The organism is Bacillus licheniformis DSM 13 = ATCC 14580 (assembly GCF_000011645.1).
In the GTDB taxonomy this organism is placed as follows: domain Bacteria; phylum Bacillota; class Bacilli; order Bacillales; family Bacillaceae; genus Bacillus; species Bacillus licheniformis.
Window position 1 is genome coordinate 1041835 of record NC_006270.3, and the last position, 15473, is coordinate 1057307.

The following is a 15473-nucleotide window of genomic DNA, read 5'->3' on the forward strand; positions in this document are numbered from 1 at the left end:
ACGTTTCAATATCCTTAAGCCAAAATAGGGGGAAATGCGATGTCTTGCACTGTTCAGAAAAGCCGGTTTTTACATGAGGAAGCGATACGGTTTGAAAATGATGATTTAGAGGCAGTACTTGTGCCCGGGTGGGGAAGCAATTTGATTTCATTGAGGTGGAAGGCGGGCGGTTTGAATTTGTTGAAAACGCCTGAAACAAAGGAAGAATATGACGCGAATCCGTTTTTATTCGGAATCCCTGTTCTTTTTCCTCCCAACCGGATCGATCACGGGAGATTTACATATGCGGGAAGAACATACGAGCTGCCGATCAATGAAAAGCCGCTCGAAAACCACCTGCACGGATTTCTTTACGATAAAAAGTGGACGGTAAAAAAAATGGAGGCAACAGAAGAGCGGATCATCGTGCAGACGATGCTGGACTCTGATGATCATCCGGGCATCAAATCGATCTTCCCTCACTCTTTTTCCATCACCATCACCTACACATTAGAAGGACAGCATCTGAAAATTGATGCGTCGGCTGTCAACCGCGGTCAAGATCCGATGCCGATCGGATTGGGGTATCACACATCTTTCCGCTATCCTTTAAACGAATCAGGGGATAAAGAAAAGTGCCTGTTTACTCTTCCTGCCTCAAAGCATTGGACGCTGACAGACCGCATGCTGCCGACTGGCGAGTATCGGGTGACAGAGGAGTTCAAAGCGGGAAAAATGGCAGCGGGTGAAAGGCTTGATGATATATTGGCGGCTGAGCAAGACCAAGAAGGAAACAGCACCGCCGTCATTGCGGACAGCCTCGCCGGCATTCGCGTACGCTATCAATGCGACGGCCATTTTAAGCACTGGGTTGTGTTTAACGGTACATCTGATCAGGATGATCTGCTTTGTATTGAGCCATACACTTGGATGACGAATGCACCGAACGTGAACCTTCCGAAGAGTGTGACCGGATTTCGGGATTTGGGGCCGCAGGAAGAGCTGACGATGCGAAGCAAAATTGAGGTAGGCGGAATATAATCGATATTCCGCCTTTTACCATGAGCTTTTATCAAGCGTAAATCCTGTATGGGACGCTTGTTTGCCCTCTCTCCAATCCAATTGAACCGTCACCTCGCGGCCGGCGATTTCAGCTTCTTCAAGCCCTTCCAAAAAAGAAACGGATTGTTCTTTTGACCCTCCGCCGGGGAATTTGCCTCCCGCGTAATCTTTCACCGGCGTTTCGATTTGGGCGTTCAAAACGATTTCATCACCAAACTTTACGACCAATTTTTCCAAATATGTATCGTCCAGCTTGCCGCGGTCGCCTGTCCAGTAGAGCTCTCCGCCGAACAGCGCGCGGCCATCTATCTTTTTGATCACGGCCTCCCAATTTCCGTCGGCGCTTTGCCCGTTCCATTTTGGGTATTCCGCCATATAAAAACCGATCAGCCTCCCGCCGAAATAAACGGCGCAAAAGGCCATGAAAAGGGAGGCGATGAAAAGCACCGGCCGCTTGTATTCCTGTTTCATATTAACCACCGCCTAAAAAGTTCTGCTTTAATCATAAAGCAGAACAATCGGAAAAAATATATTCTCTTAAATTTTAAGGGAACGGGTGCGGGTGCAGGTTCAGCTGTTCTGGTCTTAACGGCTCTTCCGCAAAGCCGAGCTTCTTCGGCACGGTGAAAATTCTCTCAAGCCCTTCCAGGCGGATGAAGCGCTGTCCGAATGTCATCGGAATCAGGCCCGGGATGAGAACTTTCACACAATAAAGTCCATTCCGTTTGATAACAGGGGAAGTCTGATCAACGACGATCACTTCAAGGTTGAGACTCCGGAAAGCTTCAAGCAGGTCGCAGAGGTCTTCGGTTAAATCAAGGTGTTTCTTTCTTTTTTTAAAGGCATCGTCGAATGTTTGCAGAGGCCGGCTTTGATTCAGCAAAAAACTGAGCCGCTCTTCCGCTTCGGGCAGTCCGTACATTAAGCTGTGATCCTCCATTTCCCGCACTAAAGCAGGACTGCGGAGCATCTGGTGATATTTGCTCCTTTCAGATTCAAATTTGCGGTCGTGCTTCAACATCATGCCTGCCAGCTCATGAAGGGCGCTTTTCACCGCTTTTACGGGATCGGGGTGGGCGCCTGCGGAACAAATCAGATTCAATCCTTCCCGTTTTCTGTTTTTGGCGATCGCCCAAATGCTTGGAATGCCGTATTCCATCGTTGAATTAAAGACATGCAGATCATATCCCGCCACACTTCGCACCCTCTCTGTCATGAGGCGCAATTCCGGATCTCCTGAAGAGTCGAGATCCAGCTGCCGAAGTGGAAGCCTGGCATACCAGGCAAGCAAAAATGAATCGCGCTCAGCCGCTTCTAATATGCCGTGGAAAATCGCTTCCTCCAAACTCCCTCCGAGTGCACAGCCGTTCGATGTTTCATAGACAAAGCTGTCTTCCCGCCCCAGGCTGTAATACGCGAGCGATTCAGGAACGAGAATCGGCCGTTTCTGCAGAAATGAATAGCCCCATACCCAGCGGAGCGGGCGGGCCGGATGAAACGGCTGAAAAGGAAAATCGGGATGCGTGTATTGTTCGGCTTGATGAAGCCCGACTTTTGCCGGGTCGAGCGCACGATCTTTTACATTTTCATAGGTGTCATGTACGACCGTCCGTTTGCCGCGCGGTTCAATCCCGGAATAGCGTTCCAAACCTTCTAAAATGGCGGTTAATTCGCTGTCTTCATACGAATGGCTCCGCCCACCTACCCCTTCATTTCCCATCCATAAAGGGATATTGACGATCATATCGGCAAACGGCAGAATCGCGTCATAAATTTTGGCGTTGAATATCCCCGTTCTCTGGTCCAAATAGTCTTTGGAGAGCGTTTGTTTTAAGTCGTCCGTGTTCCGCACGCGAAAGCTGTCCGGGTTCGTTTTCAGGCTGGGCCGGAGCGATATCCGCGCGGATTCCGGTCCGTCTTCGGGCAGATTTCCGCATATAGGGCATGTCGGTTCCGGTATGAAAGCGTGCAGCGAACTTTCTAGCGTTTTCAAATTGACGATGTACAGCTTTTTTTCCAATCGGCCGCGCCCGCCGTTCATGATGGTGTCGACTTCTGTGCAGATCAGGCTGACCATCTGGCGGCAGCCGGTCTTTGAAGCCCACGGATCGCGGTTTATGTCATTGCTTTTTTGTTCCAGTTCAAGCGTCTCCATGCTGTCGGGGCCGGAGACATACCACCTCATATCGGCGCATTTTGAACATCCTGACTCTGACGGATAAACGAGCGGCCCGATTACCCCTTCCCCAAAAGATGCAAACCCGCGAAGCCAGGGAATCCCTGCCGCCCTTAGCACTTTTTCGGCCTCGCGATATAACAAAGGCCGCCAAGCGTCGTGCAGCACAAGAACGAACGAAGTCTCCGCCGGTATTCTGTTCTCAAAATCAGACCTGCGGATAACGTTATATTCAGCAGATAATTGTTGTGATGCGCCTTCAGCCATCAATCCTTCGCCAACGACCAAAATACAGCGCTTCATCAAGGTTCCTCCTTTCGCAACTGCACGCAATAGATTCCTGCTAGTTTTTCTTTTAAAAATGGTTCAACAGGCAGCTCATAGACATACAGCTGCAAGCCCCGGTTGTTTTTCAAGGCGGAAAGCAGTGTTTTTTGCAAAGCAGCTGAAACGGGGATAGCAAGCTTCAGTTCACCAGGCTCCAGCAGAACATCCGCACCTTTCAAAGGATCTTTGTCTGTCAGTGCCCGTTCGAGCACTTTTCTGAGAGCGGATGTGATGTTGAGTCCAGAACTTCTGTACCAGCGCCCGCGAATTCCCGCCCATGCGACAGGGAAGCCTTCTATGTTTTTCCCTAAACCGATTTCCGGTTGGCCGTACAAGACTGTCAGCGCTTTTAAATAAAATGCAGAATGCCGGTCTTCGATTCCGTCCAGCTGAACGAGGGAAATCATTTCTTTTCCGCTTTTTATCCGTTCGCACAACCGGTGTTCCAGGCATTTCTCCAATCCCCTTAATACGCCTTCAGCCAGCGTTTCTCCGGTGGCGATCGCGAAATCTCCGTTATTCGGATAAGAACGGGTCAACCTTGATGCATACATTTCAATCCCCGTCAGCCCGGCTTCCCGCCGCGCCTCTTGATGGGTCAAACCGACCGAAACCGTCTCAGGCAAAAGCTCCGCAGGTCCGGAAGAGAGCGGATCTGCTGTCTGAACAAAGCATTGTGCTAATGGAAGCTGCGGCAAATGTTTTTCTTCCCACAGATGAAAAATGCCCGTTACGGGTGAGGTCAGTTCGGTGAAACATTGGAATAGCCGGCTTTCTGTTTCTTTTCCGGGGTGTTCCGAAAGTTTCGCTTCAAGGTCGCAGATGAGTTCAGCCGAATCCTTGCCGCAACTGAAGTCCGGATGGGGAAGAAACGCATGCCAGCCGCCTTCGAGCGTTGCCAAATCAAGCAGGTACACTTGATTCTTCTTAGATAATGGCTCAAGCTCCGCAGCTGCTTTCATCAATTCGAACACAATAACATTTGCCAGCATGTCTTTTCCTGCCAAAGGAAAGGTTCCAAGCGTTCGTTCTTCATGGAGCGCAGACCGATGGAGGCGCCTCCAGGCAGCCTCGAAGCGGCTGTCTCCGTGTTGTTGGAAGACAGGGCCTGCCAGTCCGACTTGTTTCAGACAGATGCCGGGTATGAATCCTTTGTTCTCTTCAAGGCAAAACGTTTGAAGATCGTGGAGATCATCTGTGAAGCCGCGGTCAGAGACATACAAAACCCAATCGGCAGATCGCACCGCTTCCCGCCAATGTTGCGTTTCGGCGAAGCCAATCTCCAGTCCGCTTTCTGTTTGCTCTGATATTTCTGCCAGTTCGTCTAAAGCATGCCCGGATGCATCCGTCACGATCGCACGGATTCTTGAAAAACCGGAATCGATCAGCGACCGGACCAATTTCGTGAGAAAGGAGCCAGTCCCTGCAGCCAATATTTTGGTTTGGCGCGACAGCTGAAAGCGGTAAGCGCCGGAATCGGCAAAGCTTTCAATAAATTCGATTTGGGCTTCATACGTTTTAAGCACTGAGCTTTCCAGTTTGTGCGGGTGATCGCGGCTGACGTCGCGAACGAATCCGTTTTTATAAAGCGTTTCTCCGATTTCATATACTCTCTTTCGGTACGGAGCTTGCAGTCCTTTTGTCAAATCTTCAAGCGAATGTTCCCCGTTGAACATTGGCAGAAGTTTTTCGAACCATTGAGCAATCGAAGATCCTTTTAAGCGAAACGACCCGGAATTATTTCTAAAATACGCGCCGCCGTTCGGATCAGGAAGAAACCATGTATCCCGGTTTACTTTCAGGCGAGCGGAAGCAGTCAGGTGTGTCATGCTCCTCCTCCTTTAATGTTTTAAAAACAAGACATACCATTATATGTAATTTTGTTTGTCCTTTATGCTATAAAAGACCCCCTGCGGCAAAAGAGGCAGGGGAAGTCTTCTTTTTTATAAAAAAACTACATGCCTCCGTGCCAGCAGCTCCAGCAGCAATGTCCCGCACAGCTCCAACAGCTGTGTCCCATGCAGCTCCAACAGCTGTGTCCCGCGCAGCTCCAACAGCTGGCACAGCTTCCGCAGCTCCAGCAGCTTGCGCAGTGTTTAACATTGGCGTGATGGCGGTCCGGATCCCAATGCGTCATATCGTCTGCCTGGAAGTGATCCATCTCCAACGACTGCAGTTCATCATGGAATGGTTGCATTTTAATATCCCCCTTCATCGTTAAAATTTTTGACCAAAACACAGTAAAAGAAGAATGAAACATAAGCAAAGTCAGATTAAGTCAAATACCCCGGGTACTCACAAGATCAAATTATGAGGTCTGTTAGGTGGTTGTTACTAATTTGAACGCCTATTTTTCCTGTTATTGGATTTTGTTGGAGGGAGGTTTTTATTTTGCGGCCATACTTGCGGCAGTTTATTGATATAAAGATCGTTGGAGGCTGGGAGAGGATGAAATCCTAGGCTAAGTAGAGATGTAGCATCAAAGAATGCAATCTATGAAAATAAGGTATTAATAAAAATTTGACTCTAAAAAAACGGATTCGATTGGTAATGAATTTCAATGTAGTGAAAGTCGAATTCTCAAGGGAAAGTCGTAAATTAATGCAAAAATAACTTCTGGAAACAAACACTTAAAGTAAAGAAAGCATAGAGGGTAAAGGTAGCTATTCGGCTTACGGATTAGCAGGAAAAAATCAATTGGCGTTGTATATAGCAGTGAAGCATCTTCTAAGGACACAGTGCTCTTGCAGTTTTATGCTGATGCGAATGCTTATGTATCAGTTGCTACAAAAACTCTTTCAACAAGTATGCTTTCTAATAATTTGATAGAGAAGGAGAGATTGCCTTGGCCAATTTTTCAATAATAAATGCGGTTATTGTATTAGGAGTCTTACTATTAATTGTTTGGGGGATTGTCTCCTTTATTAGAAATTCAAGAGGATCATAACATGATGAAAGGCCGGACAACAGACCGGCCTCTTTTAAATCGTTATTTCACAATCAGCACGGGGATCTCCGATTTTGTCGATATCTTGTCGCTGACGCTGCCGAACAGGAGCTTTTTCAGGCGGTTCTGGTCGCGCGTACCTGTGATGACGAGGTCAGCGCCGATGTTTTCCGCATGCTGCAGAACTGCGTTGGCCGTGTCTCCTTCCAGCACCTCGATTTCCGCGTCGTACTGGTTTTCGCTCAATATGATTTTCGCTGCCGCAATCGCTTCTTCCGCGCTGTCCTCGTAGATCATGGGTTCACCGGCCAAGTCTGAATCGCGGGGGATCCGGGGTGCGGCCGGGAAGCCGCTGTAAAGGTATGGCGCTCCGGCAGCTGGTCTTTCGGCCGCAGCCTCTGTTCTCACTTGCCTCGGTTCATGGACATGGGCGACGGTCAATTGTGAGCCGAGCCTTTTCGACAGGTCGATCGCTTTTCTCAGCGCTTTTTTGCTTTCCTCTTTTCCGTCAAACGCGACTATGATCCGGTCAGCTTTAAACAAATTGATCATTCCTTTCAGAATGGATTTACTGTCATATTACCCGTTTTCCCAACAAATCTAACGAAATATAAGAATATGAATCAAAAGCCTGCCATTCGCCAAAAAAACAAATTGACAATTAAAGGGCCGTACTATAAGATGGAAAATATTAATAAGATTGGAGGGTATCGTCATGATTAGAAATATCAATGCATCAGTTCAACAACAAAAGCACCTAAACGTGACATTTCCATACCTTCCTTATGCTCAGGAATCCGTTTCACTCTAACAATTTTCAGAAGGAAGGCGCATGTCGCGTGAACAAGCGTACATGCGCCTTTTTATATTAAAAAAGGCATGCTGGTACACAGTGTGCCTTTTTTTTCGGAGAAAAAACATCCTGTTTCCGATGCGGAGCAGCATGTTTTTCCAATAAATCAACCGCACATAAGGAGGAATTTTTTATGCCGAGTATCAGAAAAAACGAAATCAAAGATTGTAAGGAAAAACTTGAAGGCGGCTAAAAAAGGAGAGGATATCGATGTTTTCTGTTTTATGGAAGCTGGGCTGGTTTTTTAAAGCCTCATGGCGGCGCTACACGATAGCGGTCGTCCTATTGATTATTGTAAACGTATTGGAAATGTTTCCGCCGAAGCTGCTTGGCAACGCGATTGACGATATGCAGGCGGGCACTTTTTCCAAGGCCGGCATGCTCGGCTATATCGGTTTATTTCTTGCGCTTGGCGCAGTTGTTTATACCCTGTCCTATTATTGGATGTATCAGCTGTTTGGGGGAGCGAACCTGGTCGAAAAAATTCTCAGATCCAAGCTGATGGGCCATTTGCTGAAAATGACGCCGTCTTTTTACGAGAAGAACCGCACAGGGGATTTGATGGCGAGGGCGACAAATGATTTAAAAGCAATTTCCATGACGGCGGGCTTCGGCATTTTGACACTGGTCGATTCGACGATGTATATGCTGACGATCCTTTTAACGATGGGTTTTTTGATCAGCTGGAAACTGACGCTTGCTTCGATCATTCCGCTTCCGCTGATGGCCGCCGCCATCAGCATCTACGGGAAAAAAATTCATGAGCGTTTCACGGAAGCGCAGGATGCGTTTGGCGCTTTAAATGATCAAGTGCTCGAGTCCGTGTCAGGGGTAAGGGTGATCCGGGCCTATGTACAGGAGAAAAATGATGTCAGCCGGTTCAACAGCATGACGGCTGATGTGTACAAGAAAAATATGAAAGTCGCTTTGATCGATTCGCTGTTTGAACCGACGGTGAAGCTTTTGGTCGGGATCAGCTATTTAATCGGTCTTGGCTACGGCGCCTATCTTGTTTTCCGCAGCCAGCTGACATTGGGTGAACTCGTCTCTTTCAACGTGTACCTCGGCATGCTGATCTGGCCGATGTTTGCGATCGGAGAGCTGATCAATGTCATGCAGAGGGGAAATGCTTCGCTTGACAGGGTAAATGAAACATTGGCATATGAGCCTGATGTGAGAGAGCCCGCTGAACCCGAAGCAGCGGAGCCGGGCGATATTGTGTTTGACGGGGTCACTTTTACGTATCCGAGCTCTGCGTCGGAAAACCTGGCCGATATTTCATTTACCGTATTAGAAGGACAGACGGTCGGAATCGTCGGAAAGACGGGGAGCGGCAAAACGACATTAGTCAAGCAGCTGCTGAGGCAGTATCCGCAAGGAAAAGGAACGATCACCATTTCGGGCGTGCCCATTGAACGTCTGCCGCTTGATCAGCTCCGCAGCTGGATCGGGTATGTGCCACAGGACCACGTGCTGTTTTCAAAATCAGTGAAAGACAATATTTTGTTCGGCGGACACCTCGCTGAAGAACGCGATTTGCACGCCGTCATCTCTGCAGCACATCTGAAAAAGGATATTGAGATGCTTTCAGACGGCTTGGAGACAATGGTCGGAGAGAAGGGAGTCGCTTTATCCGGGGGGCAGAAACAGCGGATTTCAATTGCGAGAGCGATGATTGCGGAGCCCCATATTTTAATTTTGGATGATTCGCTGTCCGCTGTCGACGCGAAAACGGAAGCGGCGATTATTGAAAACATCCGCAGCAGACGGAAAGGCAAAACGACGTTTATTACATCACACCGGATGTCGGCTGTCGAACACGCCGATTTCATTCTCGTCATGGAGGATGGAAGGATCGTTGAGAGAGGGACGCATCAAGAACTGATCGGCCGGAAAGGCTGGTATTTTGAACAATATGAAGCACAGCAGCTTCCTTCGGGAGAAGAAGGGGGCACTGTAGCATGACAACAGGAAAAAGGCTTTTCCAATATGCGCTTCTTTATAAAAAAATTCTCATCTGGGCGCTCGTCATGCTGACGATCGCCGTCACAGCCGAGCTGACTGGGCCGATGATCGCCAAAAAGATGATCGACGATCATATTCTCGGAATTGAAAAAACGTGGTATGAAACGACAGAGAACTCGAAATATACTGTTTCCTACAAAGGAAAGGAATATATCAGGGAAGACAGGACAGACCCTTCAGCTGAAAAGCTGCAGGAAGTTCACATCTTTCAAGTCGGTATGAACTACTACTTTGTGGGGAAACCGGTTTCCTTTGACGGGGAGCGGACGGTTTCCGGGGGAGAGCTGAGAATGACGAGCGGAGACCGGACGGAAACCTACAAGGCCGATCGCCTGTCTTTGTCTGAAGTGTATGCTTTTTACGAGCCTGAAATAGGAGGGCTGATCTCGCTCGTTTCTATTTATTTCGGCCTTCTCATTTTCTCGATCTTTTTCCATTACGGCCAATTCTACCTCTTGCAGATGAGCGCAAACCGCATCATTCAAAAGATGAGACAGGATGTATTCGCCAACATTCAAAGGCTTCCTATCCGCTATTTTGATAATTTGCCGGCAGGAAAAATCGTTGCAAGGGTAACGAATGATACCGAAGCGATCCGCGATCTGTATGTGACCGTTCTTTCGACGTTTGTTACAAATATCATTTATATGGCCGGAATATTCGCCGCACTGTTTTTCCTTGATGTCAGGCTGGCCGGCGTCTGTCTGTTGATTGTGCCCCTGATTGTCATTTGGGCTGCTGTTTATCGAAAATTCGCTTCAGGCTACAATCATAAACTTAGGTCAATCAACAGCGAGATCAACGCCAAAATGAATGAATCGATTCAAGGCATGACGATTATTCAGGCATTCCGGCGCGGACAGGACACAAAAGAAGAATTTGAACAGCTGAATGACAGCCACTTTCATTACCAAAATAAAATGCTGAAATTAAACTCGCTTATGTCCCACAACTTGGTCAACATTCTGAGAAATGTGATGTTCACCGCTCTAATATGGTATTTCGGGGGAGCTGCCCTGAACGCGGAAGGAATGATTTCAATCGGCGTACTCTATGCATTCGTCGATTACTTGAATCGTTTATTTCAGCCGATTACGGGCATCGTCAACCAGTTTGCCAAGCTTGAATTGGCGCGCGTATCATCGGAGCGGGTTTTCCGCCTGCTGGATGAGCCGGGCGTCGATGTCAAAGAGCCGAGCAGCGAAAGAGCGCGGGGGCGAGTCGTGTTTGAGGATGTATCATTTCGCTATCATGACGGTGAAGATGTGCTGAAAAACATCTCATTTGAAGCGAAGCAAGGGGAGACCGTTGCATTGGTCGGTCATACGGGCTCAGGCAAAAGCTCAATCATGAATGTTCTTTTCCGCTTTTACGATATTGAAAAGGGCGATGTCAAAATCGACGGCAGAAGCATATATGATATGTCAAGGCAGGAAATCAGAAAGCATATGGGCATCGTTCTCCAGGATCCTTACTTATTTTCCGGCACGATTGCTTCAAATGTCAGCCTTGACAATGCTGATATTACTAGAGAGCAAATAGAAGACGCCTTGAAACAGGTCGGGGCTCTTGAGGTGCTCGCCCGTCTGCCGAAAGGCCTTGACGAGCCGGTCATCGAAAAAGGAAGCACCCTTTCTTCAGGAGAAAGGCAGCTGATCTCGTTTGCCCGTGCGCTGGCATACGATCCGGCTATTCTTATTTTAGACGAGGCGACGGCCCATATCGATACCGAAACAGAAGCGGTCATTCAAAAAGCGCTTGACGTCGTCAAACAAGGGCGCACAACCTTTATCATCGCCCACAGGCTGTCAACGATCAAAAACGCCGACCAGATTCTGGTGCTTGAAAAAGGCCGGATTATCGAAAGGGGAAATCATGAAGAGCTGATGAAGCAAAAAGGCCAATACTATCAAATGTATGAACTGCAAAAGGGGAAAGGAACCCTGATAGGGTAAGCCGGATCTTCACCCGGCCTTAATAAGCGAGCCCCACCCTCGCCTTGACAAACTGGTCAGACTCTAGCTGTGTAAAAAGAAAATGGGCGGTGTCGCCGGTGGATATTTCTCTTCCGCCGGGCGGCAGAACATCCTGTTCAAAACGGTATGTCTTCAATGCCGGCCCATCGGGGAGATACGTCGGGCAGACGATCGTCCAATCCAGATCAGATTCGCGGAGCCGTTCGTACACACGGGCATGTTCTTGAGCTGCGCGCGTAGAGCGCCGTTTTGATTCGTTTGTTTCAAAGCGGTAAAGGGCCGGGTTCTGCCTTGCGTTTAAAATGCCGGCGGTTCCGATGGTAATCAGCCGTTTGATCCGATGTACGTTCATGGCGTTTATGATGTGTTCGATGGAGACGGTCAATGTATCGTCTCCATCTGTGTTTAAACAGCTGACAACGATATCGCAATCTTTTATTAAAGACTCGACGTCATGCCGGTTCCTGGCGTTTCCTATATGTGCTTGGCATAAATCCGGAATGCGGGCGCCTTCCGTCCTCCGGACAAGTGCGTTAACGGAATGGTGCCCATCCTCTTCAACAAAATTGAGAAAGGCCTGTCCGACACGGCCTGTACCTCCAAAAAGCGCAATCTTCAACATGATCACTCCCATCGGATCTATCATACGTCAGATCGTCCGGAAGAAAAAGCCCCGCGTAAACAAAAGGTTCCATGATAAGGACGGACATTTGAGACATACTCATTCAATAGAGAAATCCCGACAAATTGAATCAATTCCCAATTGATGCTCAACATCAGCTGCATGCCGACCCCTCCTTTATACCAGCATATGAAAAAAGGAGAAGCGGGTGCGGGCTTTCACAAGATATGCCAGAGGGGAGGCCCCCGTGATGGTAATGAATGAGAAGGTTTGCCGAAAAGCTAAAGAAGGTGCAGTATATGCACCTTCTGTTATCCATGAATATGAAGTTGTTTAAAATTGTTGACCGCCCATAGATGCTTGAGCTTGGGAAACTAAACGTTTTGTAATTTCTCCGCCGACAGAACCGTTTGCACGGGAAGTCGTGTCAGCGCCAAGGTTTACGCCGAACTCAGAAGCGATTTCGAATTTCATTTGTTCGATCGCTTGCGCTGCTCCTGGGACAAGCAGTTGATTTGAAGAATTTTGATTAGCCATTTGTCATCAAACTCCTTTATAAAAATGGTATGGTTGGGCTGACTGGAGTTGCACCAGCTGACGGCTTCCACCGATAGAAAACCGCTGCCTTCTCGGCTAAAGCCCAATGTTGGTTTGTACTACGTATTATGGTGGATTCAATAAAATAAATGCGCGTTTCAATCTGGTAAATGTTGAAAGACGAAAAGGTTATGATTGGGGCAAGCTAAGGAAAAAAGCCAGGAGGATGAAGAAGATGATGTGTCCAGTGTGCAACGGGATTCTCGTCCAGACGAGGCATTGTCCGAAGTGCGGCGGGGAAATGGCGGACGCCGGGAGAGCAACCGATTTTTTCGGTCCTTACAGTCCGTACATGGAGTTCGATTCATTTAAACAAACGCAAACCGCGTGCGTTCATTTATATACGTGCCAAGACTGCACTTATGAAGAAACCGTTGAAATTGAAACGACCGAAGCATAGCTGCATAGAGAGCCGCAGCATGCTTCGGTCATGTTTGAAACTGTGTTATCCTTCAGAGCGGATGCGGAGCTCCGTTTCTTTATCAAAAAAGTGAGCTTTATTCATGTCAAGCGCCAGTGGAATCGTATCGCCGGCCTGAACGTCGGTCCTTGAATCGACTCTGGCGATAAACGGCTGAGTGCCGGCCTGCGAATAAAGCATCGTTTCCGCGCCCATCAGCTCGGCTACCTCAATTTTCGCATCGACTTTCGAGTCTTTTGACGCTTCAATGAAAACAGGTTCATCATGGATATCTTCAGGCCTGATTCCCATGATGATTTCCTTGCCGACATAACCCTGGCCGCGCAGAACTTTCATTTTTCCTTCCGGCACGCGAACCGAAACGCCGTCGAATGTAAACATGTCTTCTTTCAGAGTGCCGGTAAAGAAGTTCATTGCAGGAGACCCGATAAAGCCGCCGACAAACACGTTTTCCGGATTTTCGTAGACTTCCTTCGGCGCCCCGACCTGCTGGATGATTCCGTCTTTCATGACGACGAGCCGCGTAGCCATCGTCATCGCTTCCGTCTGGTCGTGGGTGACATAGATGGTCGTCGTCTGCAGACGCTGATGAAGCTTTGTGATTTCCGCGCGCATTTGTACGCGCAATTTGGCATCAAGGTTTGATAGCGGCTCATCCATCAAGAACACCTTTGCATCCCGAACAATTGCCCGGCCTAAGGCGACGCGCTGGCGCTGTCCGCCGGAAAGCGCTTTTGGCTTTCTATCCAAATATTGTTCAAGGCCCAGAATTTTGGCCGCTTCATGGACACGCCGTTTGATTTCATCCTTCGGAAACTTCCGCAGCTTCAAGCCGAAAGCCATATTGTCATAGACGTTCATGTGCGGATACAGGGCATAGTTTTGGAATACCATCGCAATGTCGCGGTCTTTAGGAGCGACATCATTCATCCGTTTGCCGTCGATTGTGAATTCGCCATCCGTAATTTCCTCAAGGCCTGCGATCATTCTGAGCGTTGTCGACTTGCCGCAGCCTGACGGTCCGACAAAGACGATAAATTCCTTATCCTCGATATGAAGATTAAAATTATCCACAGCCGTAACTTTGTTGTCATACACTTTGTATATCCGATCGAGCACGAGTTCCGCCATTTTTTCTCCCCCTCTTTTATGTAAGCGCTTTAACTGATTTAAGTTTATAAAAAACGGCAGGGCGGTGTAAATGGACATGGTGCACAATTTCTTTTCGTGCATATTGCTGAAGCCGCTAAAGGAGATGCATCATCAAATAAACAGCGGCTGCTTCTTCAAACTGTCTGATGTCAATTGCAGTCCGTTCGATAAATTTATCAATTCTGTACTGCAGGCTGTTTCGGTGGATAAACAAACGTTTGGCTGTAAGAGAGGCATTCAGGTTGCATCTCATATACGTTTTGATGGTCAGGGATGTCTCGGGATCAGACAGCGCTTCTCTTACGGCGTCCGAAAATGAAGAAGCATGAACCCGCTCCGGTTTTGCCGTCAAAAAAGACGGGAGGCACTGGCAAAACGTGGCGACGTTTCCGATGTCACCCGCTTCCAGCATGTAATGAAACATTTGTTTTTCAAAGCGGATTTTGCCTTGAAGCGATCCGTTGACTGGATGAAGCTGGCCGCTGAAAAACACAGGAGTTGCCATGAAATCGCTTGTCAGTGCATCCGCAAGCTCGGACAGCTCTTTTTTTGCGAGAAACGGTGAAGGATTTTCGTGGACGATAACGGCTTCATGCCGGTCGTACCATACAACAAGCGGGTCTTTAAAAAAGCCGCTGACCGCTTCTTTAATCGCCTGTCTTTCTTCAGGGGCATGCTCCATTTTAAAAAAATGGCCTTGAATCAGCTGAATGTTTCCCGGGTTTTGGAGGGGGGCATCGCAAAAGAAATATTCGTGCCATTCTTTCTCCCGCTTTGTCAGCTGCTGCGGACGATGCGGTTCTGAAAAAGGCCGGAATAGGCAATAGAGCAGCTCTTTTTCCCGGTCGGTGACCGCGCTTTTCAAAACGCCGAAAGTTTCGCCTTCGTCGGTTTGAAACCATAATGCATCGTGCTTTGAAACAGCCTTAGATCCAACCATCCGTTCACCGTAAAGCGTCTTTAATTTCTCCAGCATACGTCAACGTCCTTTTCTTTACTCGTAAATATGGAAGAGCATTAATTCATGAATTTCGCTTTTCAGGGAAGGCTCGTCATCATGCGGGGGATAGGTGCTGCCCCACTCGATTTCCCCCGATTTATGATAAATTCCTTCATAATGAATCCCTTTATGATAAAACGATATTTTCCAGCCGGGAAGCCTTTCTTTTTTAAACAGCGGCTTCCATTGAAAGTGAGAAATCATTAACGCCACGCTCCTTCATTGATTTCAGGTGGGCAAAATCCAGCGAGCAGACTAAACGTTGATTTGTTATCATTGTATCTCATTCACAGAAAAGATCATAGATTCTTTTCAAATGGAGATTTTCAAAAAAAT

General features: G+C 47.9%; 15 protein-coding genes. 4 read left to right on the forward strand and 11 right to left on the reverse strand.

Annotation, left to right across the window (positions count from 1 at the left end; genetic code table 11):
• Positions 1-39 precede the first annotated feature (39 nt).
• Positions 40-1020, forward strand: coding sequence for an aldose 1-epimerase (locus tag TRNA_RS26675; protein ID WP_003180172.1), 981 nt, complete (start codon positions 40-42; stop codon positions 1018-1020).
• 15 nt (positions 1021-1035) lie between these two features.
• On the opposite strand, the gene TRNA_RS26680 is transcribed toward TRNA_RS26675, so the two are convergent.
• The 5 genes from TRNA_RS26680 to TRNA_RS26695 all read right to left on the reverse strand — a co-directional run bounded on the left by TRNA_RS26680 (position 1036) and on the right by TRNA_RS26695 (position 7034).
• Positions 1036-1512, reverse strand: a complete 477-nt coding sequence (locus tag TRNA_RS26680) for a YdhH/YoaO family protein (protein ID WP_003180175.1) — start codon at positions 1510-1512, stop codon at positions 1036-1038.
• Positions 1513-1585: 73 nt separating this feature from the next.
• Complete coding sequence (locus TRNA_RS26685) at positions 1586-3520, reverse strand: TOMM precursor leader peptide-binding protein (RefSeq protein ID WP_003180177.1); 1935 nt, start codon at positions 3518-3520, stop codon at positions 1586-1588.
• Entirely contained in the window at positions 3520-5373 is a 1854-nt protein-coding gene (locus TRNA_RS26690; RefSeq protein WP_011197700.1) for a putative thiazole-containing bacteriocin maturation protein, read from the reverse strand. The genes TRNA_RS26685 and TRNA_RS26690 overlap by 1 nt, the downstream gene beginning before the upstream one ends.
• Positions 5374-5498: 125 nt before the next feature.
• Positions 5499-5804 carry a heterocycloanthracin/sonorensin family bacteriocin gene (locus TRNA_RS44395; RefSeq protein ID WP_080508517.1) on the reverse strand — a complete coding sequence of 102 codons (306 nt, stop codon included), beginning with the start codon at positions 5802-5804 and terminating at the stop codon, positions 5499-5501.
• A gap of 729 nt (positions 5805-6533) precedes the next feature.
• Positions 6534-7034 carry a universal stress protein gene (locus tag TRNA_RS26695; RefSeq protein ID WP_011197701.1) on the reverse strand — a complete coding sequence of 167 codons (501 nt, stop codon included), beginning with the start codon at positions 7032-7034 and terminating at the stop codon, positions 6534-6536.
• A gap of 520 nt (positions 7035-7554) precedes the next feature.
• Here TRNA_RS26695 and TRNA_RS26700 point away from each other — a divergent pair.
• Positions 7555-9309 carry an ABC transporter ATP-binding protein gene (locus TRNA_RS26700; protein ID WP_003180187.1) on the forward strand — a complete coding sequence of 585 codons (1755 nt, stop codon included), beginning with the start codon at positions 7555-7557 and terminating at the stop codon, positions 9307-9309.
• Entirely contained in the window at positions 9306-11324 is a 2019-nt protein-coding gene (locus TRNA_RS26705; protein WP_009328964.1) for an ABC transporter ATP-binding protein, read from the forward strand. The genes TRNA_RS26700 and TRNA_RS26705 overlap by 4 nt, the downstream gene beginning before the upstream one ends.
• Before the next feature lie 19 nt (positions 11325-11343).
• Here the strand turns inward: TRNA_RS26705 and TRNA_RS26710 are convergent, their stop codons facing one another.
• The 3 genes from TRNA_RS26710 to TRNA_RS26715 form a co-directional block, all read right to left on the reverse strand.
• Positions 11344-11967 (reverse strand): NAD(P)-dependent oxidoreductase, encoded by a 624-nt coding sequence (locus TRNA_RS26710; RefSeq protein ID WP_011201600.1) that lies wholly within the window; start codon positions 11965-11967, stop codon positions 11344-11346.
• A gap of 20 nt (positions 11968-11987) precedes the next feature.
• The gene (locus TRNA_RS43825) at positions 11988-12131 is read right to left on the reverse strand and encodes a hypothetical protein (protein WP_003180193.1); all 144 of its coding nucleotides are present in this window, start codon (positions 12129-12131) and stop codon (positions 11988-11990) included.
• A gap of 169 nt (positions 12132-12300) precedes the next feature.
• Positions 12301-12504 (reverse strand): alpha/beta-type small acid-soluble spore protein, encoded by a 204-nt coding sequence (locus TRNA_RS26715; protein ID WP_003180196.1) that lies wholly within the window; start codon positions 12502-12504, stop codon positions 12301-12303.
• A 235-nt stretch (positions 12505-12739) separates the two neighbouring features.
• Here TRNA_RS26715 and TRNA_RS26720 point away from each other — a divergent pair, with 235 nt between their 5' ends.
• The gene (locus TRNA_RS26720) at positions 12740-12964 is read left to right on the forward strand and encodes a hypothetical protein (protein WP_003180197.1); all 225 of its coding nucleotides are present in this window, start codon (positions 12740-12742) and stop codon (positions 12962-12964) included.
• A gap of 45 nt (positions 12965-13009) precedes the next feature.
• Here the strand turns inward: TRNA_RS26720 and TRNA_RS26725 are convergent, their stop codons facing one another.
• From TRNA_RS26725 to TRNA_RS26735, 3 genes are all read right to left on the reverse strand, one after another.
• Positions 13010-14116 carry an ABC transporter ATP-binding protein gene (locus TRNA_RS26725; RefSeq protein WP_003180198.1) on the reverse strand — a complete coding sequence of 369 codons (1107 nt, stop codon included), beginning with the start codon at positions 14114-14116 and terminating at the stop codon, positions 13010-13012.
• A gap of 115 nt (positions 14117-14231) precedes the next feature.
• The gene (locus tag TRNA_RS26730) at positions 14232-15113 is read right to left on the reverse strand and encodes a helix-turn-helix domain-containing protein (RefSeq protein ID WP_003180200.1); all 882 of its coding nucleotides are present in this window, start codon (positions 15111-15113) and stop codon (positions 14232-14234) included.
• Positions 15114-15131: 18 nt separating this feature from the next.
• Positions 15132-15350, reverse strand: a complete 219-nt coding sequence (locus TRNA_RS26735; RefSeq protein WP_170865385.1) for a YheE family protein — start codon at positions 15348-15350, stop codon at positions 15132-15134.
• Between the last annotated feature and the right edge of the window lie 123 nt (positions 15351-15473).

What these genes read in the sequence shown, in the direction of transcription:
- TRNA_RS26720 (WP_003180197.1), top strand. Translation starts at nt 12,740, where the DNA reads ATGATGTGTCCAGTGTGCAACGGGATTCTCGTCCAGACGAGGCATTGT.
- TRNA_RS44395 (WP_080508517.1), bottom strand. Translation starts at nt 5,804, where the DNA reads ATGTTTCATTCTTCTTTTACTGTGTTTTGGTCAAAAATTTTAACGATG.
- TRNA_RS26700 (WP_003180187.1), top strand. Translation starts at nt 7,555, where the DNA reads ATGTTTTCTGTTTTATGGAAGCTGGGCTGGTTTTTTAAAGCCTCATGG.
- TRNA_RS26675 (WP_003180172.1), top strand. Translation starts at nt 40, where the DNA reads ATGTCTTGCACTGTTCAGAAAAGCCGGTTTTTACATGAGGAAGCGATA.
- TRNA_RS26725 (WP_003180198.1), bottom strand. Translation starts at nt 14,116, where the DNA reads ATGGCGGAACTCGTGCTCGATCGGATATACAAAGTGTATGACAACAAA.
- TRNA_RS26685 (WP_003180177.1), bottom strand. Translation starts at nt 3,520, where the DNA reads ATGAAGCGCTGTATTTTGGTCGTTGGCGAAGGATTGATGGCTGAAGGC.
- TRNA_RS26730 (WP_003180200.1), bottom strand. Translation starts at nt 15,113, where the DNA reads ATGCTGGAGAAATTAAAGACGCTTTACGGTGAACGGATGGTTGGATCT.
- TRNA_RS26690 (WP_011197700.1), bottom strand. Translation starts at nt 5,373, where the DNA reads ATGACACACCTGACTGCTTCCGCTCGCCTGAAAGTAAACCGGGATACA.
- TRNA_RS26680 (WP_003180175.1), bottom strand. Translation starts at nt 1,512, where the DNA reads ATGAAACAGGAATACAAGCGGCCGGTGCTTTTCATCGCCTCCCTTTTC.
- TRNA_RS26710 (WP_011201600.1), bottom strand. Translation starts at nt 11,967, where the DNA reads ATGTTGAAGATTGCGCTTTTTGGAGGTACAGGCCGTGTCGGACAGGCC.
- TRNA_RS26715 (WP_003180196.1), bottom strand. Translation starts at nt 12,504, where the DNA reads ATGGCTAATCAAAATTCTTCAAATCAACTGCTTGTCCCAGGAGCAGCG.
- TRNA_RS26705 (WP_009328964.1), top strand. Translation starts at nt 9,306, where the DNA reads ATGACAACAGGAAAAAGGCTTTTCCAATATGCGCTTCTTTATAAAAAA.
- TRNA_RS43825 (WP_003180193.1), bottom strand. Translation starts at nt 12,131, where the DNA reads ATGCAGCTGATGTTGAGCATCAATTGGGAATTGATTCAATTTGTCGGG.